The sequence below is a fragment of the Thiothrix winogradskyi genome, from assembly GCF_021650935.1.
GTDB classification, from domain to species: domain Bacteria; phylum Pseudomonadota; class Gammaproteobacteria; order Thiotrichales; family Thiotrichaceae; genus Thiothrix; species Thiothrix winogradskyi.
In genome coordinates this window covers 532,410-556,521 of the sequence record NZ_CP091244.1, presented here as the reverse complement: position 1 = coordinate 556,521, position 24,112 = coordinate 532,410, and the positions used below count along the sequence as shown (strand labels likewise).

Annotated in this window: 27 protein-coding genes and 1 tRNA gene; 13 read left to right on the top strand and 15 right to left on the bottom strand. The window is 51.6% G+C overall.

Going from position 1 to position 24,112, the window contains the following annotated elements; translation table 11 throughout:
* The first annotated feature begins 41 nt into the window (after window positions 1–41).
* The 3 genes from L2Y54_RS03055 to L2Y54_RS03045 are packed head-to-tail and all read left to right on the top strand — an operon-like array spanning window position 42 to window position 3,895.
* The gene (locus tag L2Y54_RS03055; RefSeq protein WP_236499755.1) at window positions 42–2,414 is read left to right on the top strand and encodes a DNA phosphorothioation-associated putative methyltransferase; all 2,373 of its coding nucleotides are present in this window, start codon (window positions 42–44) and stop codon (window positions 2,412–2,414) included.
* Between the two features lie 49 nt (window positions 2,415–2,463).
* Complete coding sequence (abiEi, locus tag L2Y54_RS03050; protein WP_236499754.1) at window positions 2,464–3,012, top strand: type IV toxin-antitoxin system AbiEi family antitoxin; 549 nt, start codon at window positions 2,464–2,466, stop codon at window positions 3,010–3,012.
* A complete protein-coding gene (locus tag L2Y54_RS03045; RefSeq protein WP_236499752.1) occupies window positions 2,999–3,895 on the top strand; it encodes a nucleotidyl transferase AbiEii/AbiGii toxin family protein in 897 nt (298 codons plus the stop codon). The genes abiEi and L2Y54_RS03045 overlap by 14 nt, the downstream gene beginning before the upstream one ends.
* 88 nt (window positions 3,896–3,983) lie before the next feature.
* On the opposite strand, the gene L2Y54_RS03040 is transcribed toward L2Y54_RS03045, so the two are convergent.
* Both L2Y54_RS03040 and L2Y54_RS03035 read right to left on the bottom strand, forming a co-directional pair.
* Window positions 3,984–4,211 carry a PIN domain-containing protein gene (locus tag L2Y54_RS03040; protein WP_236499750.1) on the bottom strand — a complete coding sequence of 76 codons (228 nt, stop codon included), beginning with the start codon at window positions 4,209–4,211 and terminating at the stop codon, window positions 3,984–3,986.
* 15 nt (window positions 4,212–4,226) lie between these two features.
* The gene (locus tag L2Y54_RS03035; protein ID WP_236499749.1) at window positions 4,227–4,724 is read right to left on the bottom strand and encodes a type II toxin-antitoxin system Phd/YefM family antitoxin; all 498 of its coding nucleotides are present in this window, start codon (window positions 4,722–4,724) and stop codon (window positions 4,227–4,229) included.
* A 104-nt stretch (window positions 4,725–4,828) separates the two neighbouring features.
* Here L2Y54_RS03035 and L2Y54_RS03030 point away from each other — a divergent pair, with 104 nt between their 5' ends.
* From L2Y54_RS03030 to L2Y54_RS03020, 3 genes are all read left to right on the top strand, one after another.
* A complete protein-coding gene (locus L2Y54_RS03030) occupies window positions 4,829–5,260 on the top strand; it encodes a putative toxin-antitoxin system toxin component, PIN family (RefSeq protein WP_093065260.1) in 432 nt (143 codons plus the stop codon).
* Entirely contained in the window at window positions 5,257–5,493 is a 237-nt protein-coding gene (locus tag L2Y54_RS03025; RefSeq protein ID WP_093065262.1) for a YlcI/YnfO family protein, read from the top strand. Before L2Y54_RS03030 ends, L2Y54_RS03025 begins: the two co-directional genes overlap by 4 nt.
* A 61-nt stretch (window positions 5,494–5,554) precedes the next feature.
* On the top strand, window positions 5,555–7,420 hold the full coding sequence (locus L2Y54_RS03020) for a 3'-5' exonuclease (RefSeq protein ID WP_236499748.1): 1,866 nt from the start codon (window positions 5,555–5,557) through the stop codon (window positions 7,418–7,420).
* A gap of 85 nt (window positions 7,421–7,505) precedes the next feature.
* Here L2Y54_RS03020 and L2Y54_RS03015 read toward each other — a convergent pair whose 3' ends face one another.
* Both L2Y54_RS03015 and L2Y54_RS03010 read right to left on the bottom strand, forming a co-directional pair.
* On the bottom strand, window positions 7,506–7,652 hold the full coding sequence (locus L2Y54_RS03015; RefSeq protein WP_236499747.1) for a hypothetical protein: 147 nt from the start codon (window positions 7,650–7,652) through the stop codon (window positions 7,506–7,508).
* Window positions 7,642–7,965: a helix-turn-helix transcriptional regulator gene (locus L2Y54_RS03010; protein ID WP_236499746.1), complete on the bottom strand. Its 324-nt coding sequence runs from the start codon at window positions 7,963–7,965 to the stop codon at window positions 7,642–7,644. The genes L2Y54_RS03015 and L2Y54_RS03010 overlap by 11 nt, the downstream gene beginning before the upstream one ends.
* 181 nt (window positions 7,966–8,146) lie before the next feature.
* Here L2Y54_RS03010 and asd point away from each other — a divergent pair, with 181 nt between their 5' ends.
* The 3 genes from asd to L2Y54_RS02995 all read left to right on the top strand — a co-directional run bounded on the left by asd (window position 8,147) and on the right by L2Y54_RS02995 (window position 11,281).
* Window positions 8,147–9,265 carry an aspartate-semialdehyde dehydrogenase gene (gene asd, locus L2Y54_RS03005; protein ID WP_236499745.1) on the top strand — a complete coding sequence of 373 codons (1,119 nt, stop codon included), beginning with the start codon at window positions 8,147–8,149 and terminating at the stop codon, window positions 9,263–9,265.
* 15 nt (window positions 9,266–9,280) lie between these two features.
* Complete coding sequence (locus L2Y54_RS03000; protein WP_236499744.1) at window positions 9,281–10,675, top strand: C1 family peptidase; 1,395 nt, start codon at window positions 9,281–9,283, stop codon at window positions 10,673–10,675.
* A gap of 159 nt (window positions 10,676–10,834) precedes the next feature.
* Window positions 10,835–11,281 carry a hypothetical protein gene (locus L2Y54_RS02995; RefSeq protein ID WP_236499743.1) on the top strand — a complete coding sequence of 149 codons (447 nt, stop codon included), beginning with the start codon at window positions 10,835–10,837 and terminating at the stop codon, window positions 11,279–11,281.
* 29 nt (window positions 11,282–11,310) lie between these two features.
* Here the strand turns inward: L2Y54_RS02995 and L2Y54_RS02990 are convergent, their stop codons facing one another.
* The 5 genes from L2Y54_RS02990 to L2Y54_RS02970 form a co-directional block, all read right to left on the bottom strand.
* The gene (locus L2Y54_RS02990) at window positions 11,311–12,321 is read right to left on the bottom strand and encodes an ABC transporter permease (RefSeq protein WP_236499742.1); all 1,011 of its coding nucleotides are present in this window, start codon (window positions 12,319–12,321) and stop codon (window positions 11,311–11,313) included.
* Complete coding sequence (locus L2Y54_RS02985; RefSeq protein ID WP_236499741.1) at window positions 12,318–13,208, bottom strand: ABC transporter ATP-binding protein; 891 nt, start codon at window positions 13,206–13,208, stop codon at window positions 12,318–12,320. Before L2Y54_RS02985 ends, L2Y54_RS02990 begins: the two co-directional genes overlap by 4 nt.
* Window positions 13,209–13,337: 129 nt before the next feature.
* Complete coding sequence (gene fsa / locus L2Y54_RS02980) at window positions 13,338–13,994, bottom strand: fructose-6-phosphate aldolase (RefSeq protein WP_236499740.1); 657 nt, start codon at window positions 13,992–13,994, stop codon at window positions 13,338–13,340.
* A gap of 45 nt (window positions 13,995–14,039) precedes the next feature.
* Window positions 14,040–15,200, bottom strand: coding sequence for a YbfB/YjiJ family MFS transporter (locus tag L2Y54_RS02975; protein WP_236499739.1), 1,161 nt, complete (start codon window positions 15,198–15,200; stop codon window positions 14,040–14,042).
* A gap of 35 nt (window positions 15,201–15,235) precedes the next feature.
* Window positions 15,236–16,744, bottom strand: a complete 1,509-nt coding sequence (locus tag L2Y54_RS02970; protein ID WP_236499738.1) for a YifB family Mg chelatase-like AAA ATPase — start codon at window positions 16,742–16,744, stop codon at window positions 15,236–15,238.
* Window positions 16,745–16,985: 241 nt separating this feature from the next.
* Here L2Y54_RS02970 and L2Y54_RS02965 point away from each other — a divergent pair, with 241 nt between their 5' ends.
* From L2Y54_RS02965 to L2Y54_RS02950, 4 genes are all read left to right on the top strand, one after another.
* Window positions 16,986–17,366, top strand: coding sequence for a hypothetical protein (locus tag L2Y54_RS02965; protein ID WP_236499737.1), 381 nt, complete (start codon window positions 16,986–16,988; stop codon window positions 17,364–17,366).
* Window positions 17,367–17,474: 108 nt separating this feature from the next.
* Complete coding sequence (locus L2Y54_RS02960; RefSeq protein ID WP_236499736.1) at window positions 17,475–18,101, top strand: 2OG-Fe(II) oxygenase family protein; 627 nt, start codon at window positions 17,475–17,477, stop codon at window positions 18,099–18,101.
* 78 nt (window positions 18,102–18,179) lie between these two features.
* On the top strand, window positions 18,180–18,458 hold the full coding sequence (locus L2Y54_RS02955) for a BrnT family toxin (RefSeq protein WP_236499735.1): 279 nt from the start codon (window positions 18,180–18,182) through the stop codon (window positions 18,456–18,458).
* Window positions 18,433–18,720 (top strand): BrnA antitoxin family protein, encoded by a 288-nt coding sequence (locus L2Y54_RS02950; RefSeq protein WP_236499733.1) that lies wholly within the window; start codon window positions 18,433–18,435, stop codon window positions 18,718–18,720. Before L2Y54_RS02955 ends, L2Y54_RS02950 begins: the two co-directional genes overlap by 26 nt.
* A gap of 189 nt (window positions 18,721–18,909) precedes the next feature.
* Here L2Y54_RS02950 and L2Y54_RS02945 read toward each other — a convergent pair.
* The 6 genes from L2Y54_RS02945 to pal form a co-directional block, all read right to left on the bottom strand.
* Window positions 18,910–18,985: transfer RNA gene (locus L2Y54_RS02945), tRNA-Lys, on the bottom strand.
* Window positions 18,986–19,044: 59 nt separating this feature from the next.
* Entirely contained in the window at window positions 19,045–20,310 is a 1,266-nt protein-coding gene (locus tag L2Y54_RS02940) for a YeeE/YedE family protein (protein ID WP_236499731.1), read from the bottom strand.
* A gap of 64 nt (window positions 20,311–20,374) precedes the next feature.
* Window positions 20,375–22,231, bottom strand: coding sequence for an ATP-binding protein (locus L2Y54_RS02935; RefSeq protein WP_236499730.1), 1,857 nt, complete (start codon window positions 22,229–22,231; stop codon window positions 20,375–20,377).
* 5 nt (window positions 22,232–22,236) lie between these two features.
* Window positions 22,237–22,455 carry a hypothetical protein gene (locus L2Y54_RS02930; protein WP_236499728.1) on the bottom strand — a complete coding sequence of 73 codons (219 nt, stop codon included), beginning with the start codon at window positions 22,453–22,455 and terminating at the stop codon, window positions 22,237–22,239.
* Between the two features lie 104 nt (window positions 22,456–22,559).
* Entirely contained in the window at window positions 22,560–23,510 is a 951-nt protein-coding gene (ybgF, locus tag L2Y54_RS02925; RefSeq protein ID WP_236499727.1) for a tol-pal system protein YbgF, read from the bottom strand.
* Window position 23,511: 1 nt separating this feature from the next.
* On the bottom strand, window positions 23,512–24,099 hold the full coding sequence (gene pal, locus L2Y54_RS02920; protein ID WP_236499725.1) for a peptidoglycan-associated lipoprotein Pal: 588 nt from the start codon (window positions 24,097–24,099) through the stop codon (window positions 23,512–23,514).
* Window positions 24,100–24,112 lie beyond the last annotated feature (13 nt).

Genomic DNA, 24,112 nt, shown 5'->3' with positions numbered 1-24,112 from the left:
TATATACTGATATATTTGAGAATTATTTTCCTAGTTTGTTAATGAGTCTAACTCTAAAGAAGAAAGACTCTAAAATAGAAAGATCAAACCGAGACTATGGTAAGTCAATCAACCCCCCTATCCTCCACCGCAAAGAACTCCTTCTCCCCCCCGATCACCCCGACATTCCCAAATTCGCCGCGCTTACCAAGCAACTCGAAGATGCCGGACTTTTCAAAGACTCCCGCAAAATCGGCTATAAAAAACAATGGGAAGAACGCCTCCGCAATGCAGGCTACAAAGTCGTCGATCACATGCTGGTTAAACTCGATGGAAGTGAAATAGCACCACCCGAAACTACCGAAAAGACTTCCAACGTCGAACGCCACCGCACCGCGCTAACTCGCTACGCCCTCTCCAAACCCATGCAACTCCTCGCCAAGCATGACTTTCTGGAAGGCAAACACACGATTTTCGACTACGGTTGTGGCAAAGGTAGCGACGTAGACATCCTGCGCCAAAACGACATCACCGCCAATGGCTGGGACCCGCATTTCTGCCCCGAAAACCCCAAACACAGTGCCGATATAGTCAACCTCGGCTTCGTCATCAACGTGATCGAAGACAAAACCGAACGCATGGAAGCTGTGTTAGGCGCATACCAACTTTGCACCCAATTCCTGTGCGCGGCGGTCATGCTCGGCGAACAATCCCCCGAACGCGGGCGTTTGTTCCGTGATGGCGTACTCACCAGCCGCAACACCTTCCAACGCTATTATTCCCAAGAAGAATTCCGCGAATACTTGCGTCACGTACTCGATGAAGACCCGGTAGCCGTCGGCCCCGGCGTATTTTTCGTATTCAAAGACAAAGACGCAGAACAAGCATTTCTGGAACGCCGCTACCGCAACCGTGCTACCGCCAATCGCCTGATCAGCCAATTACCCAAAGTGCAGAAAGCTCCCAAAGCCGAACGCGCTGCCCGCCTCACCAAAGCCGACAAAGAACGCGCCTTCTACGAACAACACGCAACCTTATTGGATGCACTCTGGCTACGCTGGCTAGAACTGGGCAGACCGCCCCAAGACGACGAATTCCCCGACCTTACCGCCAGCAAAGAACTATTCGGCACAACACAACGCGCCCTGAAATTCCTGCAACGCTTCCAGGGTGATGAACTGCTGAAACTCGCCTTCGACGGCCGCCGCGATGACCTCACGGTGTACTTTGCGATGCGCCGTTTCGACCAACAACGCATCTACCGCCACTTGCCGGAAAGCCTCAAGCGCGATGTCAAAGCCTTCTTCCAAAACTACCAACACGCCCAAACCGACGGCGAACGCCTGTTATTCTCAGCAGGCAACCCCGCGTTGCTGCGCCAAATGTGCCAACAAGCCGCCGCGCAAGGCTATGGCTATCTCGATGAAGAAGGCGCATTCACCTTCCACACCGCGCAAGTCGTGGCATTGCCGCCGATTCTGCGGGTCTACATCGGTTGCGCCACCTTCGTTTTCGGTGACGTGACCTCCGCCGATTTGCTGAAAATCCACGCCGAATCCGGCAAATTATCGCTGATGAAATACGATGACTTTGAAGAATCGCCCCTGCCGCGCTTGCTAGAACGCATCAAAATCAGCCTAGTCAATCAGCGTTTCGAGTATTACAAATACGGCGACACCTACACCCCGCCTTACCTGTACCGGAAAGCGCGTTTCCTCACCCCCGATTTCCCGCACTACGCCGAACAACTTGCCTTTGACCAGGTGCTGGCAACCCACCCTGAATTTGCCGTAGACGGTTACGGAATGCCCCCCGAACAATTCGATGCCACTTTGCAGCGTTTACGCTTGGCAGTCGTGGGCTTTGAACTGCAACCCGCGCAACACACCCCCGCGTTGGATGACCCCTGCGGTCAATACCACACCTTCCGCGACTTCATCGAATGCGGCGCAACCCAAGCCAACACCGGCTTACCCAACCTCCCCAAACAGCCTGACACCTATAACGCACTCGCCGCGCTTGCCCTGCACATTATCGACCCGGTAATGGATTACTTTGGCGGTATCGAACTCACCTACGGTTTCTGTTCCCCCGAACTCGCCAAACACATCAAGGGCAGCATCGACCCCAAACGCGACCAACACGCCGCCCATGAAGTAAATACCCGTGGCAACCTGATCTGCGAACGCAAGGGTGCAGCCTGTGATTTCATCGTCCCCGATGAAAACATGCTGGAAGTCGCGCAATGGATCGTGCAAAACACCCCGTTTGACCGCCTGTATTTCTACGGCAACGACAAACCGCTACACGTCAGCTACAGCGATGCACACAACCGCGCTATTGTGCTGATGTTACCGGGGAAAAGCGGGCGGCTCGTGCCGAAGGTGGTGACGGCGGAAAGATTCAGCGAAATAACCCTTGATTGCCCTCGTTAAGTCTACATTGAGCTACACTAAGCGTAACTTCATGTAGACCTAAATAGCGATGCAACCGATTAAACACTTGGCAAATACGCTCAAAGCACTGGCTAACAGTGAACATTGTTTGTTCACCTTGAGTGATTTACGTGGCGCAATGCCGGAACAAACCCCTGCTGCATTCAAAGCATTACTCAGCCGTGCAGAGCAGACTGGCTTGCTTAAACGCATTTGCCGGGGTTTATACCTTTACCCAGAAACCTGCGCTAACGATGGCTTGCTGTTGTACCGTGCGGCAGCGCGGTTGCGGGCGGGTGAATTTAATTACATCAGTCTGGAATCAGCCTTGAGTGATGCGGGGGTTATCTCTCAGCTTCCCATGAACTGGGTTACGCTGATGTCATCGGGACGCACGCATATTATGGATTGTGGCAACTTCGGCAAGATTGAATTCATCCACACCAAAAAGCAGGCAGCAGATTTGGCAAACCAACTGGTTTACGACACCCGTTGCCATTTGTGGCGGGCAAATGTGGGATTGGCGTTACGCGATATGAAACGCACCTGTCGCGATACGGATTTAATTGACTGGGAGGTTGCCCATGAACTTGTTTGACCAGCTTGTTTCCCAAGCCATGCAAGAGCAAGGTGATCTAGCCCCGTTACGCATCGTGGTGGAAAAAGAGTTGCTGCACCATGACATCCTGCGGGAGATGGCGGAAGCGGGGTTGTTGAGTCAATTGACCTTCATCGGTGGCACTTGCTTGCGGGCGTGTTACGGCTCTAACCGTTTAAGCGAAGATTTGGATTTTACCGGCGGTGCTGACTTTCAGCGTGAAACCCTGAGTCACTTGGGCGCGGTATTGGTTGAACGTTTACGGGTAAAATACGGTCTTGCGGTTGAAGTCAGCGAGCCAAGCCGCGAATCGGGCAATGTGGATACGTGGAAATTACGGGTGATTACCCAGCCGAAACAACGGCATTTGCCTGCCCAGCGCATTAACATCGACATTTGCGCTATCCCCAGTTACGACAAACGCCCGCAGGTATTACGCAACCATTACGGGGTGGACATGGGAACATCCGGTCTGATCCTGCAAGCCGAAAGCCGTGAAGAAATTCTTGCTGACAAATTAGTGGCTTTCGCGTTACGCCCTAATCGCATCAAAAACCGTGACTTGTGGGACATCACTTGGTTGCGGCAACAAAATATTAATGCTCCATTAGACTTGGTAGCAAAGAAGGTGATTGATCATCGCTATGCGACCCAACAGTTTACGCAATTGATGGCACAACGTTCCCAGCAGTTGCGTGATGACCCAGATATTCATCGCTATTTTGTGCAGGAAATGCGCCGCTTTCTCCCAACTGCTGTAGTGGTGCGCACAGTAGAAAATACCGCCTTTTGGACTTATCTGGCAGACACCGTGCAGGGCGAATGCACGCGGGTTATGCAATTTTTAGAGGCGGGTGATACAGCTCAGCAGTTTACGATGTAAAATCAAAGGGGTCGGACTCGATTGATTCTATAAACAATAGTGATAGCTCAACACCAAACAATAATCAATCGAGTCTGACCCCTTTGATTTACTCTGCCAGCAACTCCTCTCGCTTGCCGTCGTTACCTGCAAATTTCTTGTCAAAGTAGGGGCGGAAAATCACTTTAGTGAGTTCTAAAAGCGTTTCATCAGAAACTAACAGCTCGTGGGTGTATTTTACCTGCTTAAAAAATGAAGCACTGCTAGAGGTTTCGTTTTGGAAAGCGCTAATGAGTGTGTTTGTATCCAGTACCAGCCGTTTTTTAGTGATAGTCATCGTGATGAGTTCGGGTTATGGACTAACAGACGCAAGGTGTTTTGCTTTTTCTGCTTGCTGTTCTTGCCATACAGCTTCCCGCTCCTCTTCTATGATTTTCATCAGCTCGTTTTCCTCTTCCTCTGTCATGGGTGTTGGGTTGTTCTGCTTGGCTTCTTGGTAAGCACGCTCAGAAGCAGCTAAAGCCTCTTCCTTGCTGGCAAACCGCTTCAATTTCCGCCCTGTTGCCTCTTCAAGCTTTTGCAGGATTCTTTCTTTCTCTGCTTGCTCATCAAAAGCGGGTTTGGCGGTTCTGGCTTCGAGCCATGCTAACAACCCTTCACCTTCATCTTGCTGGGTATTGGGTTTTCCCTGTGTGCGGTAAACTTTGAGAACTTCTTGGGCAAGCTTGAGTGGAAACAAAACCATCGTCGGTTCGCCATGTTGGGTGATGGTGACAAGCTCCCCAGACTTCACAATATTGGAAACACGCCCGAACCTGCTTTTTACCTCAAGGGCTGGTAAGACTTGCATGGTATCCTCACTGACAGTTATGGCTAATACAGACAGTATAGGCGGATTGCCTGTTTTGGCAAGAGACTTGCCAGACCACTACAAATGGTTGTATATATGACACCATGAAAACACGAATTGTGATTGATACCAATGTGATGTTGTCGGCGTTACGCTCCAGTAAAGGCGCTTCTTACGCGCTTGTTTCACAATTACCGTTGGAACATTTTCAGGTGGCGTTGTCTGTACCCTTGTATACCGAATATCAGGATGTGCTGACCCGCGACGAACACATGACCGGGGCAAGCAGCAAAGCAGAAATTCTCCAGTTTTTGCGTTACATCTGCGGAATCACTAGCCATCACGACATTTTCTTTTTATGGCGACCGTGGTTAAGTGATCCAAAAGACGACATGGTACTGGAACTAGCGGTTGCCTCCTCTAGCCGTTACATCGTGACACACAACCTACGTGATTTTGCCAATATTGATACCTTTGGGATCGAAGCGATTACGCCGGGGCGTTTTCTTGAATTATTAAGAGGTCAAACATCATGACTACACTGACATTGCGTTTACCCCAATCATTACATGAGAAGATCAAAGAGCTGGCAAAGGCAGATGGTGTCTCGATCAATCAATTTTTGGTAACAGCGGCGGCTGAAAAAATGTCTGCCTTGCTGACCAAAAATTATCTGGCACAAGAAGCGGCTCAAGCTTCTCGTGCAGATTTTCTCAAGGTCATGCGTGCCGTACCGGATGTTGAGCCGGAGGCGTTTGACCGTTTGTGATCGACTGTTGCCGAGGAAGAATGAGCGGCTTAATCAACTAAAAATGATAAAAAATTGAGTAATGGCTAAGTTAATCCCCTCTTTACAAAGTTGCCTCAACCGCATGACTTCCGGCGAAAAGCGTTTTGCGCGGCGTTTGGAACAGTTATTGGAAGATGATTACCTGTGTTGGTATGAGCCGCGTGTGGGTGAAGGTTTTCGCCAGCGTTACGCCGATTTCATTATTGTGCATCCTTGGCGGGGCTTATTGCTGCTGGAAGTCAAAGATTGGAAGTTGGATAGCATTCAGTCTATCGACAAAGCCTCAGCGACCTTGCTAACCCCGCAAGGCGTTAAAACCGTCACCAACCCGCTGGAACAAGCGCGGCAATGTGCTTATAAGTTGGTGCAGCAACTCGAACAAGACCCGCAATTGACTCAATACGCGGGCAGGCATCAGGGCAAATTGGCGTTCCCTTACGGCTATGGCGTGGTACTGACCAATATGAGCCGCCAGCAGTTTAGCAATACCGATTTGCAAGCCGTGTTGCCGTGGAATCGCACCCTGTGCAGTGATGAAATGCTGGAAAATACTGACCCGGAAGATTTCCAGCAGTGTTTGTGGAATATGTTCGATTACCAGTTCAGCAAACCGCTGACCGTGCCGCAATTGGATCGTATCCGTTGGCATATTTTCCCAGAGATTCGTATTGCCTCCCAAGGCAGTTTGTTTGCTGACCCACTGGAGGACGTTGCGGATAAACCCATCGAAACCGTGTTGCCCGATATTCTGAAAGTGATGGATCTGCAACAGGAACAACTGGCTCGCAGCATGGGGCGTGGGCATCGCGTCATTCACGGGGTTGCCGGTTCTGGCAAAACCTTGATATTGGCGTACCGTTGTTTGTATCTGGCAAAGGTGTTAGCCAAACCCATTCTGGTGCTGTGTTACAACATTGCATTAGCGGCGCGGTTACGGGCATTGATGCAAGAAAAAGCCATTGATGACAAGGTAAGCGTTTACCACTTTCACGATTGGTGCGGTGAACAATTGCGGGCATATCACATTGATCGCCCATCGGAACAGGGGGTTGAGTATTTGAATGCGCTGGTGAATACCGTCAGTGCTGCGGTGGAAAATGGGCGGATTCCCAAAGCGCAATATGGCGCAATCATGATTGACGAGGGGCATGATTTTCAGCCCGCGTGGTTAAAACTGATTAGCGGCATGGTTGACCCGGAAAAGGATTCCTTGCTGTTGCTGTACGATGACGCGCAGTCGATTTATCAGCAAGGCAAAGCGTTGAAATTCAGCCTGTCGAGTGTGGGGATTCAGGCACGTGGGCGCACGACAGTGCTGCGGCTTAATTATCGCAATACCGATGAAATCTTTGGGTTTGCTTACCAATTTGCACGGCAATACTTGCAACCGCACGATAGCGATGATGACCATATACCGCTGCTTGTCCCTGAAATGGTGGGGCGGCACAGCTTTGCGCCGGTCTGCCGTTTGTTCCCCAGTTTTGCGGAAGAAACTGCACGGGTGGTGCGTTGGTTACGCCAATGGCATGAGGAACGTGGAACCGCATGGGCAGACATCGCGGTGTTGTACCGGCATTATCAACAGGGCGCGGCGTTGTGGCAGGCAATACAGGCGGAAGGCGTGCCTTGTGCTTGGTTGCGCGATGCCGCGAGTAAGAAAGGTTTTAACCCGGCGGACGATACCGTAAAGCTGATGACCTTCCACAGCAGCAAGGGGTTGGAATTTCCGCTGGTGGTGATTGCGGGTCTGGGCTTTATTAGTGCGGAAGCAGAAAGTGCAGTCGACGAAGCCAAGCTATTGTATGTCGCAATGACCCGCGCTACTGACCGTTTATTGCTGACTAGCCATCAGGAAACGGAGTTTACTCGTGCCTTGCAGGGCGAAATCGCCGCTGTAACGGAGTGAAGTCATTATTTGATTGCCCCCATTAAGTCTACATTGAGCTACATTAAACGTAACTTCATGTAGACTTAACTTGCGATGCAACCGATTAAACACTTAGCAAATAACTGCGCCCATAGGTGAAATAATGCAATTGCCCCCGCCTGACAATACGCCCAGCAACCACGGGTTCAGTCTGCCCTGGCAACCAAATCCATACATAAGCGCTGTCTGCTGGCTGTTGGTCAGAAATCATTATCCAACTCCACTTTGATTGTCCGGGCGCGTTCGGGGAGCAAGCTGGCTAGATTCGCTACGGTGGTCGAAAGACGCTGCAATTCACGGGCGTTGTCGGTTAGCAGTGGGATGCCGACAATTGTTGCTGCTTCAAACACTGCACCGATGGAAACCTTTGCATCCCCTTTTTCAATGGCACTGATGGTTTGGCGGCTAACGCCCAAACGTTCCGCTAGTTCGGCTTGTGGCATCTTTCTTTCCAAACGTGCAGCACGGATCATGTGACCAAAAACTTCCAGTGTGATGGTAGTACGAGCGGATAATGTCAGCATATTTGAACATCTTGGTTAACTTAATCACGGTTAAGGTTAATTATAGTATGCTTTTGATGGTAAACGGCAAGTTTCCCTAAACCTCGATGTTTTGCTCTATCACTGACGGTGCTACACTCTTACCCCTATTCGCGGGTGCAGCAGTGGGGCGACCCGTATTCCTTGTTTGACGGAGTTTGTGATGTTAAAGGTTGGTTTTGTCGGTTGGCGCGGTATGGTCGGTTCGGTACTGATGGAACGGATGCGTGCGGAAAACGATTTTCAGGGCTTTGAGCCAGTATTTTTCACCACTTCGCAGTCCGGCAAACCCGGCCCTGACGTAGGCATGGGTGCGAAACCGCTGGAAGATGCGATGAATATCGACAAGCTGGCGGAAATGGACATTATCCTCTCCTGCCAAGGCGGCGATTACACCAATGCGGTTTACGCCCCACTTCGCGCCCGCTGGAACGGCTACTGGATTGACGCGGCTTCCACCTTGCGCATGGCTGATGACGCCATCATCGTACTCGACCCGGTAAACCGCGCTGTCATCGACGCGGGCTTGCAAAACGGCATTAAAAATTACATCGGCGGCAACTGCACCGTTTCCCTGATGCTAATGGCCTTGGGCGGCTTGTTTGAAAAAGGTTTAGTCGAATGGATCACCTCCATGACTTACCAAGCGGCTTCCGGTGCGGGCGCGAAAAACATGCGCGAATTGCTCACCCAAATGGGCGAACTCAACGGTGAAGTCGGCGCTTTGCTGGCAGACCCTGCTTCCGCGATTCTCGACATCGACACCAAAGTCACCGCGAAATTGAATGACGGCACGCTTTCCACCGCCAATTTTGGTGCACCCTTGGCAGGCAGCCTAATCCCGTGGATCGATAAGCTGTGGGAAAACGGTCAAACCAAGGAAGAGTGGAAAGGCATTGCCGAAACCAACAAAATCCTCGGCAAAACGGCGACGAACCTCATCCCCGTGGACGGACAGTGTGTGCGTATCGGCGCAATGCGTTGCCATTCGCAAGGTTTCACCATCAAGCTCAAGCAAGATTTGCCACTGGCTGAAATCGAAAGCATTATCGCCAGCCACAATGAGTGGGTAAAAGTCATCCCGAATGATAAGGAATCCACCTTGCACGGTCTGACACCGGTACAAGCCTCTGGCACGCTGACCATTCCTGTGGGGCGTATCCGCAAAATGAACTTGGGGCCGCAATACCTCACCGCGTTCACCGTTGGCGACCAATTGCTGTGGGGCGCGGCTGAACCCGTGCGCCGCATGTTAAAAATTGCATTGGCACACATAGGCTAAACAGGAAAGCCGCGCATGAAACCACGTCAACCCAAAATCGGCGGCTGCCGCGTTGGAGCAGTGCCTCCCGATGCCAAACACCGCCGTATTGGGCGATCGGGTAACAAACCGCTGCCGCCCAAAGTCGACTTGCGCCCTCTCCTCACCGATGTTGAGGAGCAAGTCGGCTTTAGCTGCGTCGCCAATGCCTGCGCCGGAGCTTATGAATACCTCGCCAAACGCCACTTAGGGGAAGCCGGTGATGTCAGTCGCTTGTTCATTTACTTCAACGCCCGCCGGGAATGCGGCGATGAAGACCAAGACGATGGCACTACCATGCAAGCGGCGATTGACGGTCTGAAAAAATACGGTGCGTGCCACGAAAACTTGTGGCCTAACGACGAAACTTACATCACCGAAGAACCCGCCAGCGAAGCCTACGAACACGCCGCCAACTTCAAAATTGCCGAGGCGGAATACGTGGAAACCGATCTGGATTTGTACCGCCACACCCTCGCTGAAGGCTACCCGATTGCCTTTTGCCTGAACACCTTTTCCTCTTTCGACGATGCCACTGATAATCGCGGGCGCGTCCCCGTCCCGAAAAAAACCGAACAAGTGCGCGAAGAACACGGCTGGCACGCCATGTTATGCGTCGGTTATTTAGACAAAGACAAAATGTTCATCGTGCGTAACTCGTGGGGGCAGGAATGGGGCGACAACGGCTATTGCTATATCCCCTACAACTACGTGATCCACGACGCATTAAACGGACACGACACTTGGGTGGTCAAAGCCATTGAGGATTTGGATTTCAGCGCGGAAATCGAATCCGAAGATGACAGCTCGTATTTTGCCTCCGAAGGCTCGATCCAACTGTTTGATTTCTATGTCGCTACCGAATCCGTTGAAGAATTCGCAATCGCCTTAGAAGCATTGTGCGAACAACACGAAAACGAAGATTCCTTCTACTTTGACTACGAAGAAAGCGAAGAAGACGGCACCACTTACGCGATTATTAGCAACTTTGACCTTTCGCTCGACGACCCTGACACCTTCCTCGAAGCACTCGACGCACTCTGCAATGAATGGGCAGATGACGAAAACTACAACTTCAGCGTTGAAGGCTACGACGATTCCGAAGAAGAAACGGAAGAAACAGCCAGCGAAACCGCTGCTTTAACCTTAACCGGTTTCTATATTTACACCGATGATTCCGAAAAAGTCGTCGAGAAAATCGACAAGCTGTGTTCCAAACACACGACTGACGACGCTTACGACTACGAATGGGAAGAAAGCGAAGACGAAAACGGCACGTATGTCGACTTTTCCAGCTTTGAAATCACTCCCGATGACGAAGAAGCGTTCCTAGCAGCACTGGAAGCCTTGTGCGAAAAAATCTCCAACGACAACGGCTACAGTTGGGATTAAACGGTGGTAGTCACTAATGCGTGCGCTTATAACTAGTGGAAACCCTAAGCTCCTCCTGTTGGTTCTTATGAGTAATGTCATGATTTGTTAGGCTTTAATCACCTATCATCCGCAGGAGACTAAACACCAAACAAAGCATCACTACAGGAGGCCGCCCCCATGATTTCATACATGGAGCTCAATGAGCAAAACCACAAAATTACTGAACTGTCCAATGTGTTAAGTTACCTGATTAACGAACGTTCCATGTGTGATACTGAAGTATCCTGTGAATTGTTTTTCCGTTATGTCGAATTGGTAAAAGAACATCTGGAAACCGAAGAGCGCGAGTTATACCAGTTGTTGTTGATGGATGATGACAACGATGCCCGCAATACCGGGCGCAAATTCCTCTCCGGTTCGGGTGAAATCAAGCGGGTCTTTGGGCAATATTTGAAACGCTGGTGCAAAGGCAAAGAACTGCGCATTCGTGATCATGAAGCGTTTATCCGCGATACCCGCGAGATTTTTGCGTTGGTGATTCGCCGCATTGACGACGAAATCGTGCATTTATACCCGACGTTATTGCACAACGGGCATTTGCCGCTGAAAGCGCAAGCGGCTTAATGATCGGTGTCGGTGAGGGGGCTTGCCCCTCACTCGGTAGTCCATTTAAACGATAACGTGCCAATCACCAGAAACACCGCTGCCATTGCCACCAATACCAGCAATTGCACGCCAATGTCCGCCAAGCCCGCCCCATCCAGCATAATCGCCCGCGCCGCGCTGAGGATGTGGGTCAATGGTGACAATTGACTGACCCATTGCATGATCGGGTTAGTGCCTTCCATCGAAAACCATACCCCCGACAACACCATCATCGGCCAGGTCAACACGTTGAGTAAACCGCCCGCTAATTCCTCGCTGCTTACTCGTGCCGCGACCACCAAGCTCAGCGCAATCAGGGTAAATGCCCCCAATACCAGCACCAATAACAAGTTCCAATAACTGCCTTCCATGGTGAAATGCATGAATAGGTTAGTGCAGGTAAACACAATCGTGGTCACGACGACGACCAGCGCCAAACGTGAAGCAATTTGCGCCAACAGGAATTCGGTAGCACTCAAGGGCGTGGCATTCAAGCGTTTCAAATAGCCGCTTTTACGGTAGCGCACGATCACAAATCCCACGCCGAATAAGCAACTGAACATCAGGTTCATTCCCAAAATGCCGGGAACCACCCAATCGACGTAGCGGATTTCTGCGCCCTGCACACTCTGTGCTTGCAACGCTGTACCGCCGCTGTGTTGCAACAGCTTTTCCAGAAAGTAACCGTTTTGCGAATCGCTATTGATCCAATAACGCGCAGGTTCTGCCCGCAGATCCAGCAGCATATCGACTTGATGCCGCCCGACTTTGCGCACGGTGGCCTCCACTGCATCCGGCGTCACCTCATAAAACTCAACGTGTTCGGTGTGCCGAAACGGGTGCTCGGCACTCTGGGCGACGACGGCGACTTTGAACAGCGGCTGTCCATCCCCCGAAAACACAAACGCCAAGCCAAACACCAATGCCATTGGCAAAATGAAATTCCAGCCAAGGGTGGAACGATCCCGCAAAAATTCCAGAGAGCGGGCGTAAAACGTTGCCCAAATACGCTTGATCACGCGCGTAACTCCTTGCCGGTGAGTTCTAGGAAGAGGTCTTCGAGGGTGCGCGGGCGCACTTGCAAACCCGCCAAGGATGCACCGTGTTGGATCAGCAATTCCAAGGTGGCGTTCACGTCTTGGGTGATGATTTCCACCGTGCCGGTCACTTTATCCAAATAACGGTGCGGAATGATTTTGGACGCTTCTGGGAAATCACGCTCTGGCAATTCGATAATCACGTCTTGAAAATGCGTTGCCAGCAAGGTGTCGGGCGAACCGTGTGCAATGATTTTGCCGTGATCCATAATCACGATTTCGTCACACAGGTTGTATGCCTCTTCCATGTAATGCGTGGTCAGCAACACCGTTTTGTGGCGGGCTTTGATATTGTTGACCAGTTCCCAGAAGTTGAGGCGGGCTTGCGGGTCGAGTCCGGTGGTGGGTTCGTCGAGGAACACCACGTCGGGGTCATTTACCAGCGCTAAGGCCAGCAACATGCGTTGGCGTTGCCCGCCGGAGAGTTTGCTGGCATCGCGGTCGAGGTATTCCTGCAAACGGCAAATCTCGATCAGTTCTTCCAGCGGCAAACTTTTGGGATACAGGCTGCTGAAAAATTTCAAGTTTTCACGCACCGTGAGGAAATCCTGCAAAGCCGTTGATTGGAATTGGATACCCGCTTCCTGCCGAAATCGTGCGCCTTGCAATTCGCCTTTGTAGAAAATCTCGCCTGATGTGGGTTTGGTAATGCCTTCCATCATCTCAATGGTGGTGGTTTTACCCGCACCGTTAGGGCCGAGCAGCCCAAAGCAAATGCCTGGCGGGACAGCAAAGTCGATGCCATTGACCGCATTCACGCCGGGATAACGTTTGTGCAGGTCGCGCACTTCAATAATGGGATGAGTCATGATGTCTTGTCCTGATGACGATAGCGGGATAATGGCACAAAATCAGTAAAGCAGCAGATGAATTGTGCTGCGCACCAATAAGCCCCGCCTGCGCCCAGCAATGCTAGGCACATGACTTTCGGTTGGAGGTTAGATGAGTTTCTGACCGGTTTTTTCCCAGTCTTTCAGGAAAGCTGCCAAGCCTTTGTCGGTCAGTGGGTGGTTATACAATTGCCAGATGATTTTGGGAGGTAAGGTGGCGACATGCGCCCCTGCCATCGCCGATTCCAAAACGTGGCTGGGGCTGCGGATGGAGGCTGCTAGTACTTGGGTATGTAAGTTGGGGTAGTTGTCGTACATATTCACGATGTCACGGATCAACTGCATCCCGGATTCGCCCACATCATCCAAACGCCCAATGAAGGGGGAAACGTAAGTTGCGCCTGCTTTGGCTGCCAACAAGGCTTGAACGGCACTGAAACACAGGGTGACGTTGACTGCTGTGCCTTCAGCAGATAGGGCTTTACAAGCTTTCAAACCGTCAACGGTGAGAGGCACTTTGATGCAAACGTTATCGGCAATGGTACGTAACACCTCGGCTTCTTTCAGCATGGTGGTGACATCGGTTGCCAACACTTCAGCACTGACATGACCGGGGACAAGCTGGCAAATATCGCGCACCAATGCCACGAAATCTTTACCTGAACTGGCAACTAATGACGGGTTAGTGGTAACACCATCGACCATGCCGGTTTCGACCAAGGTGCTGATTTCGTTAATATCGCCAGTATCCACAAAGAATTTCATAATGAGCTATCTCCTAATTGATATTTATGGGTAGCCATTATAGCCCTAATGGGTGGGGGTCGTGTGCAATTTCCACAACAAGCCCATGCCCACCACCATGACCGCTGCTGCCATCAACAAGCCCCCTTGGTAACTGCCGGTTGCTTCCGCAATGTAACCGGTCGCGGCGGGGGCGATGATTTGCGCAACACCATAGCTCAGGGTCAAACGTGCCATCGCTTTGGCGGGGTTGGCTGGGTAATGCCGCCCAATGGCTGTTAGGGTGAGGCTGACAATACCGATAAAGGTTGCGCCGTAAAGTGCGGCACTAAACACCGCTATTGCCGCATTCATGGATACCGCAGGCAATACAATCGCTACGATTTGCCCCGCAAACGCCAGTTGCAGCGCTGGCATATCGCCGATGCGCCGTGATACTCGATCCCAGATAAAACAAGCCGGTGTTGCTGCAATGCCAACCAATACCCAGACCCAACTGCCCCAGCCATTCAGGGAAGGAATCTTTTCTACCATCGCAACCGTGAAGGTGGCGCTGACCACAAAGCCAACCCCCGCACAGAAGTACATGGCAATCATGAGCTTTAACCATTGAAGGGAAGGCGGAGCTTGCGGCGTGGTTTGTTGGTTAGCGGGAGGAGCGGGTTCGGGTAGCCATAACCACGCGGGGATGAACAGTAATGCGCTGAGCAATCCTAATGCGATCCACTGTTGCGCCCAATTCAGATGCATTGCGGTCATTAACACCGCGACTAATCCTGAAACCAGAATACCACCGCCCAAGCCGCCGAAGTGGATACCGAGTTCTGGGCGATGTCCGTTACGCATTAACCAGTTCAGCATCAAGCCCGAACCGATCAGCAACCCGGCGGCACTGCTCAAGCCTGCGATGTAACGCAAAATCGACCACAGCACCATGTCTTGCGTCAGTGCCATGCCTGCAATACTCAATACGCCAATCACTAAGCCTGCACGGTAGAGTCGGTATTTGGTGTGCAAACTGCTAATGGAGGCGGCGAGTAATGCGCCACTCATGTAGCCCATGTAATTGAAGGTAGCAAGCCAGCCGCCCGCAACTTCGGTGAGCCAAGTTTCTGCCCGCATGACCGGCAGCATCGGGGTGTAGGCGAACCGTGCTAAGCCCACGGTGAGGATCAGGCTACAAATGCCTGCCAGCAATACTTTTCTTGTGTCTGTCGAACGCAACATACCCGCACCTTGTCATCGTTATTTACCAGCGTGGATTATAACGCGGCTAAACGATCCAACGCGCGATAACTCAAGGCTTCGGTCAAATGTGCAGTACGAATCTCGGCACTTTCGGCTAAATCGGCAATGGTTCGTGCCACTTTGAGGATGCGGTGATAGGCCCGTGCAGAAAGCTTGAAACGTTCCATTGCCGCATTCAGCAATTTCTGGTCTTTTTCCGCCAATACGCAATAGTGGTCGACATCGCGTCCAGTCAAGGCATTGTTGATTTTGCCTTGGCGGGCGTGTTGGCGGGAACGCGCCGCTTCGACACGTTCGCGCACGGTAGCACTGGTTTCGCCGTGTTTGAAGGATTGCAAATCCTCTTGCTTGACCCGTGGTACTTCGATTTGCAGGTCGATGCGGTCCAGAAACGGTGCGGAAATGCGGCTGCGATGTTTGCGCTGACGTTCCGGGGTGCATTCGCAGTTTTCACGCAAGTCACAAGCACGCCCTTGCGGACATGGATTCATCGCGGCGACGAGCTGGAATTTGGCGGGGTAAGTGGCTTGGCGGGCAGCGCGGGAAAGCGTGATCTTGCCGGTTTCCAACGGTTCGCGCAGTACGTCGAGTACGGTTCGGTCGAATTCGGTGAGTTCGTCGAGAAACAAAATACCGTGATGCGCGAGGGAAATTTCCCCCGGTTTGACTTGCGAACCACCGCCAACTAAAGCCACACCGGAGGAGGTATGATGCGGTTCGCGCACTTGGCGTTGCCCCCAGCGGCTGGCTTCAAAACCGTGATGGCTGATGGAGGCAATCGCGGCGGATTCCAGCGCTTCGTCTTCGGACAGTGGCGGCAAAATCGTGGCAAGGCGGTTGGCGAGCATGGTTTTGCCCGTTCCCGGTGGCCCGACCATTAGCAAATTGTGACCGCCCGCAGCGGCAATTTCCAGCGCTCGGCGTGCCATGAATTGCCCCTTCACATCGCTAAGATCGAAAGGGTAAGTGGTCTCGGTGGTTTCAATGTGTTGCTCCCAGCGCACCAGCGGTTCACTGCCGTGCAGGTGCTCCACCACTTCGCTGAGGGTATTGGCAGCAAAAACCTTCAAGCCTTTGATCAAGCTGGCTTCGGCGGCATTGTCTTGCGGCACGATCAACGCACGTCCGGCTTGCAGGGCGGCAAACGCGGTGGGCAAGACTCCGCGCACGGGGCGCAATTGCCCGCCTAAGGACAATTCACCGATGAATTCGTAGCCCTGCAATACCTCGTGGGGCAATTGCTCACTCGCCGCCAACATTCCAATCGCAATCGGTAAATCGAAGCGCCCGCCATCTTTGGGAATATCCGCCGGAGCGAGATTAATGGTGACGCGCCGCAACGGAAAGTGGAAATCGGAATTGGTCATGGCGGCTTTGACACGATCCCGGCTTTCTTTTACGGCGGTTTCGGGCAAGCCGACGATGGAAACACCGGGCAGACCATTGGCGAGGTGTACTTCGACGCTCACTAAGGGGGCATCCAGCCCGTTATTGGTGCGGCTGTAAACGATGGCTAAGCTCATAATTATTATTGCTGACTATTGGTGCGGAAATGGCATTAATTCTGCGTTTTTTGCCCCCTTAGCTCAAACAAAGTCGACAAAAGGCAAAACAGGGCGCTGGCACACAAGTTGCTTAACAAGCACCGTGTACGACTATCGCTTTTTTCGCCACGGTTGTGAAATCAATCACGGTTTTTGGCGTCAAAAAGTTCTATAAGGTGGTAAATACACAACATTTAAACAAGACATAAGGTAAAACAACATGAGCGACACTAACGATACCAACGGGCAGTCTCAAAGCATCTCTAGCACTTCCCCCTACCCGAAAGCCAGCCACATTTGCACCCGCCACGGTACGGCAACGACTGAACAGGGGCAACGCAAAGTGTATGCACGCCATACCTTTATCACCCGCGACCCGCACGATAAAGTGCTGCAATATTACAGCGAACAATTCGGGGAGCCACGTGAGCAAGCGGGTGCTGTCTGTTGGCAACAGGAAACCCAACAGGGCAAGCAGCATATTTTGGTGGAATTAACCTTGGAGACACCTGCGCAACCCGATCAACTCAAGCCACAAGAGCAGGGGCAAACCTTGATTAAATCTTACCGTGTCGTCACGTCCGGTAATCAAGCAGGGTAGCCGCACAATTATCTGAGGAATAAAGCCGCTTGGCTTGCGGCGTTCTGCTCTAGGCGGCTCTTACCTGCATACTGTGAAGTTATTAACGCAGTATCGTGGAGCACCTCAATGGACGAGATTACACTGGCATCTTGGGAAGATAACTGGGATGCATGGGTACAAAAATACATTGCCGCCGGAACCCGCAGTAAAGAAATTGACCTAGTGGTAGAGACGCTGGGGCCTGATATTTACCACTTCCCCTTATTCACTCATGCTTTTTGCCAAGAAATCATTGAGTCGGCTGAACGGCAAGCGCAATGGTCGACGGATCGCCACAGTTTTTATCCAACTACGGATGTCTTGTTGCGTGACCTTGGGCTGGATGACATGTACCACAAAGTGTTGGAGGAGTTTTGTCACCCAGTAGCACGTCAGCATTGGCGCTTGGAAGGGCGACGTTGGCTGGAAACCATGGCGGAAGAAAGTTTCATGGCACGTTATCGTGCTGAAGATCAGCAATTGCTCTCAATACACCAAGATTTCGGTGATTACACCTTCACGGTAGGCTTGAATACCGATTTTGAAGGCGGTGGCACTTGGTTTCCGCGTCATCAGGTGCTGGCGAATCCGAAAAACGGTTATTGCACCTTATTTCCTTGCATTACACACCCGCACGGTGGTCGCCCGACGACTAAGGGGACTCGTTACATTTTGGTATCTTTCTGTCGGCGGCGGAATTTGTATGTGGATTGATTATGAATCTGGCGGCTGTAATGCCATTCCTTTCAAAATTGCTCTATAGTCATATTGTGCATACAATTAGGATGTAAGATGAAGATTGACTATGACCCGAAAAAGAACGCTTGGAACATTGCACACCGGGATTTACCGTTTGATTTGGTTGAGCATGTTGATTGGGATACGGCGCTCATCAAGGAAGATACCCGCCATGATTACCCCGAACAGCGTTACATCATGCTGGCTTGCTTGAATGGTAGCTTGCATGTTGCGTGTTTCACTCCGATTGAAGACGGTATACGGGTAATCAGTTTCAGGAAGGCAGACAAACCAGAGAGGCGCAATTATGAACGACAATATCACCCGTGTTGAACACCTGACAGACGACAGCGGCGAAGTACGCGAACTGACAGCGGAAGACATGGCAGCATTCCGCCCCATCGGTGAGGTGTTGCCAGCACTGGCACAAATCATCCAGAAACGTGGTAAGCAAAAAGCACCCACCAAAGAGCGGATTACTATCCGGCTATCTTCTGAGGTGGTGGAGTATTTCAGGGAAAGCGGCGAAGGCTGGCAGACAAGGCTAGATGAAGCACTGAAAGGCTACATTGCCGACCATCGAAAAGCGGCATGATTACCAGCATCGAATCACCACCAATAGCCGGGCGTTGTTCCGGCTTTTTTGTGCCTGAACGTTACCGGTGAATCATGCCAAAAAATCAATGAGGGTATTTTGAAGGTAGTCAAAACAGAAAAAGGACACCTGAAGCGGCTTGCCAACAAAAAAGGGTTGCAGTTTTAAACTGCAACCCTTTGTTTTGTATGGTGGGACATGTGCGACTCGAACGCACGACCACCTAATTAAAAGTCAGATGCTCTACCGACTGAGCTAATGTCCCGTGAGAGAGCGCTATTATAAGGAAAGACCTTTAGCTTGCAAGCCTTTTTTCAGTTTACGTTAAACTTTTTCAAGTTTGCGCAATGATTCGGGCAGCAGTTTTAAGTCGACCAAGCCAGTGATTAATGCTTTGCCAAAGCTGGCTTCTTCTTCATACATCATTTTGTAGAATTGCACTTTCATGGTGAGTGCACTGCCCAACACAATGCCCGCAAAGGCGATGAACGAACCAATCGCGAGAGTGGAAACGCCGGTAATGGCTTGACCAACCGTGCAGCCCATCGCCAAAACCCCGCCGATCCCCATCAGTACTGCGCCCAATACATGGTTGATGACATCACTTGCTGATGCAAACCATTCGATACGGAAGGTACGGCTGACCAATGCCCACGCTAAAGAGCCAGCCATTACGCCAAAGAAAGCCATGACGCCAAAAGTCAGCAGGCTGCTATTGAAACCACCTGCGGTGTAACCCACTGCCTGAGCCATTGGATTAATGAAAGTGAAGGATTGTGCGCCAAGTGCCGCACCAATCGCTGGTTTGCCTTCCTCTGATTCTGCCAGCATGTCCCATTCACCGTAATACTGGGTAAGTGGGTAAGGCTGTTCGTCGATAACTACCGAGATATTGCTGGTGACATACCAAGCGGCTAACACGCACAAACCCACGGCAATGCCGCCGAGTGCGAAATCACTGCTGCTGCGGAAATCTTTGGATTTAAACGCCAGCCAGACCAAAAATAACCCGATAACCAAACCAATGACCAAGCGTGCCATTAAGGCATTGTCTTCGCCTGCAATGACGCTGCCTAAATCCTGAGAATTGCCCATGTTCACTGCCAAGGGGTTAAGCCAAGGATAAAATAGTAGGGAATACAAGGTTTTATCTGAGCCGGGGAATGGATTCAGCATGAAATACGCTACCACCCCGATAATCAGGAATACGAAAATGGATTTGAGGTTGCCAGCGCCAATACGCACCAAACATTTGTTACCGCAACCACCGGCGATGGTCATGCCGATGCCGAAGAGGATGCCGCCCAGCAGGTTTTCTGCCCAGATCAGTTGCCCATTGCGGTAAGGTGGGTAAGAGCCGTTGGCATTCACCATTCCTGCCATTTCCAGCAAGACTACCCCTAGCAGGGCAACCCCAATGGCTAAACCCCAGGCACGAAAACGCCCAGTATCGCCCATATTAATCCAGTCGGATACCGCACCCATTGTGCAAAAGTGTGTTTTATTGACGATTGCCCCCATAATGAAGGCAATCACAAAGCCCGCGATCAGCAAAAATGACTGTGCGGATGCAAAATTATCAAAAGCCATATTATCTCCTCTAACTGTAGTGCTGAAGAGATTATAGGTTGATAATTCGCAAAGAAGAAAGCTTCTATACCTTCAGGGTATGTTCGCCTTGCCGACACTTGATGTGATGCGCTAACGCGATGCCTTCCGGCTTGGTTTGCGCGGTCAGCCAAATTTGGCTCATCACACCTTTACTGGTTTCTGCCAGACTGTGCAGCGTGTTATTGCTACGTTCCGGGTCGAAGAACGCAAAGGGTTCATCCAAAAACAACATCTGTTTGTCGGTTTTGGTGGCATCTGCCAAGGCATTGGCGAGTGCAATGCGCATGGCTAATGCCACTTGGCGTTGTGTGCCGGTGGAAATTTCGTTGAAATCAAGGTAGTCGCCTTTTTCCTCCGAGAGCACTTTGAGGCTGAAATCCGGCAAAATTTCTAACGATTTGTAATGCGTTTGGGTGAAACGTTGCAGCAGTTCTGGGCAGCGCGTTTTGACCAATTGATTGAAGCGTTCAATCGAGTGGCTGGCATCGCGCTTTAATAAGTCGATGGCCGTACTGGTGACGACTTGCTGGCGGCGTTCGTTTTCCAGTGCTTGTTCTTGCTCGGTTGCCAGTGCTTGCAAATGCGCACGGTGTTCCAGTTGTTGCTCGGCGGTGAGAATCTCGGCTTTAGCTGTTTCCAGGTGTTTTCCCAATTCTTCCCGACGGTTGACCAGCCCAACATTGAGAGTATCTGCCGCACTGTGTACATAAAGTGCTTTGGTTTTGTACAGACGTGTGGTTTGTATCCACTCCGGTATGGAAGCCATATCAGGGTGGGTCGTGCTGTTGTCTGGCATGTCGAGGTGCTTTTCCACGAGATAGTCGATGCTATCGGTGTTGAGCTGACGGCTCACCGGCTGGGTACAAGCTTGATAGCTGTTTTCCATCGCCGCAGCGAGATGATTGGCTTGGATTTGTAGCGGACGCAAGCGGCGCATTTCCACATACCAGCCGTAAACCAACAGTACTGCGCCGACCAACGCCGCAATCGAAGCCAGGCGGATTGCGCCTCTGCCCAGTGTGTCTTGGAGGGAGGCGGAAAGATTGCCCAGTACGCTTTTGCCCCATTCAGGCGTGAACATGAAGAATAAGCCCACTAACAACGCCAACAGGAATACGATCAGCGTGGCTTTAGTCCAACGCCCGATTTTACGGGAGCGTTGGTCAACCCCATGAAACGCTTCAAGGTTATTGGGGTAGGTGAGTGATTCTTTGTCGAGCCGTTGCGCCATGAGGGTAAGTTGCTGCTGGCGCTCTTCTATATCGGTGACGATGGCGTTGAGGCGTGGCAGTTGCGTGTCATCAATATGCAAGGTGTCGATGGAACGTAACGTGTGTTTGCTGCGGCCTTCCATTTCCTTGAGGGTATTGAGGCGTTCCGTTTGTTCGCGTTCCAGTTGGTTGCTGAGGGTGGCGTGTTCTTTGAGTCCGGCAATTGCACGCAGGTTGTCGCTGTCACCTTCCTTGGTATTGCTGCTTTGTTGCCCCCAGTAAAAGGCTTTGGAAAATGCGCCGTAATAGTAGCCGAACAGCGCTTTGATTTGACGCTCGACGGTTTCCGGGGTATCTGCCAGCGTGACTTCTTCTTCGGTGGAAAACAGGGTGGCAGCAACATTGCCCTCGGTGTCGACCGAGCGTATCAGCCGGTATTCATGCCCCCGGTGTTGCAGGCGCAAGGCAACGCTGGCTTGGCTGGCTCCCCAGTGAATCAGTTTGGCTGCGTCTTCGGGTTTCACTTGCTCGGTGCGCCCGAACAGACCGAACTGTATGACATCGCCAATGCTGCTTTTGCCGGATTCATTGCCGCCAGTGAGGGCGATTAGACCACGTTCGGGTAAATTTTCCAGTTGCAGATGGGTGTATTTGCGAAAGTTTTCGGCGTTAATGGCAGTGATGATCATGTGACTTACTCCATGTGCCGGGTGGCTTCGAGGCGGTCAACTACCAGTGTGACCGCATCCGCATACACGTTGGGGTCAAAGCCATCCGCATGGGCATGGCTCTGGAAGTCGTGTTGGCAAAACTCCATAAAGCGCCGGGCGGCAGCAGTTTTCAGTGGCACAGGGGGCAATACCTGCGCAAGATCAAGTTCAGGGGTTGGTTTTGGGCTTTTTTTGCCGAACATGCGTATCTCCGCTGTTATTTAATAGTCATCCTTGCCAGATAACTATATGCAAAGATGCGCAATTTTGCAGGAGAAGCTGTCAGTCTGATTAAAAAAAGAGGGGCTTAATGCCCCTCAGCCTTCATTTTATCAAGCCGTTCTTGTGCCAGCTTGCGGGTTTCGGCGTTATCAGGGAAGAAGCTGATCACGTCTTGCAGCGTTTTACGGGCTTTTTCCCAGTCTTTGAGTTCGTAGAAACTGTAGCCGAGTTTGAGTGCGGCATCGGGGGCTTTGTCACTGCCCTTGTGTTCCTTGAGTACCACTAAAAACTCTTCAACCGCGCCTTTGTAGTCTTTTTCAGCATACAGGGCTTCGCCTACCCAATATTGGGCACTCGCCGCCAGCGGGCTTTTGGGGTAATCCTTGAGGAAGCCACGGAATTCCGGCACGGCTTCTTTAGGGTCTTGCAGCAAGGTTTTGAAGGCGTTGTCATAGACTGACCGTTCTTCTTGCTCAGGCAAGGGAGTTTTGTCTGCGGTTGTGGCGCTGTCCGGTTCTTTGGTTGAGTCGGGTGGCTCTGCCGTTTTTTCAGCCGGACTACCAACCTTGGCGTCGGTAGTGTTGTTAGCCGGTGGGTTTTTGTCATCTGACTTGTTAGTGCCGTAGCTGTAGAAACCGTTAGGGTCGGTTTTGGTGGCTTTATCGGCAGTGTCAAGCACCGTGTCTTTGGCTTTGAGTGCGGCTATATCGGCATTATCGAGAACTTTGCTGGGTACGGTGTCTGGCGCAGCTTCGGTTTTGTCCGCAGTGTCCGGGGTTTTGTCTTGCAGTTTCTCGATACGCTCATCGACACGTTGGAAAGTGTCTTCCTGACTTTTCCGCACAATGTCCAACTCGTTTTGCAGTTTTTCATTATCACCGCGCAGGTTGCGCAATTCCTGCTCCAACTCATTGACCCGTTGCAGTAATTGCACCGCAGCCTCATCCGATAGCGGTGCAGCCCCCACAGGGGCAACTGCCAGCAGGGTAGCGACCACAGCGCCAAGGACGCTGCGGTTTAGCTGGTTTTTCATCATATTATTCTCCGGCATATTTGATTTCGACGCGGCGGTTTTTGCTCCACGCTGCCTCATTATGCCCGAAAACTGCCGGGACTTCTTCGCCATAACCGATGACTTCCATCTGGTTGCTGCTAGTGCCTTTGACCTGCATGTAATCGAGTACGGAATAACCCCGGCGCTCAGACAAGGCAACGTTGTAATCACGTGAGCCGCGTTCGTCGGCATGACCTTCCAAACGTACCCGCAGGTTCGGATAGGCTGTCAGCAAGGAAGCATGAGCATTGAGGACGTTCATGTATTCCGGCTTGATGTCTGAACGGTCGAGGTCGAAATAAATGACCCGTTGCGCCAGAATGCTGTTGGGGTTACGCAGCTCTGCCGGGGTGTATTGACCTGAACCAGTGCCGTAGCCACCACCCGCAGTGCCACCCGTGCCGTAACCACCACCCGCAGTGCCACCCGTGCCGTAACCACCGCCCGCAGTGCCACCCGTGCCGTAACCACCGCCCGCAGTGCCGCCTGTGCCGCCAGCGTTTGGCGGGACTTGTTGACAACCGGTTACGCTCAGTGCAGCCACCAGGACTGAAAAAACCAATGCTTTCATTTTCATAACACTC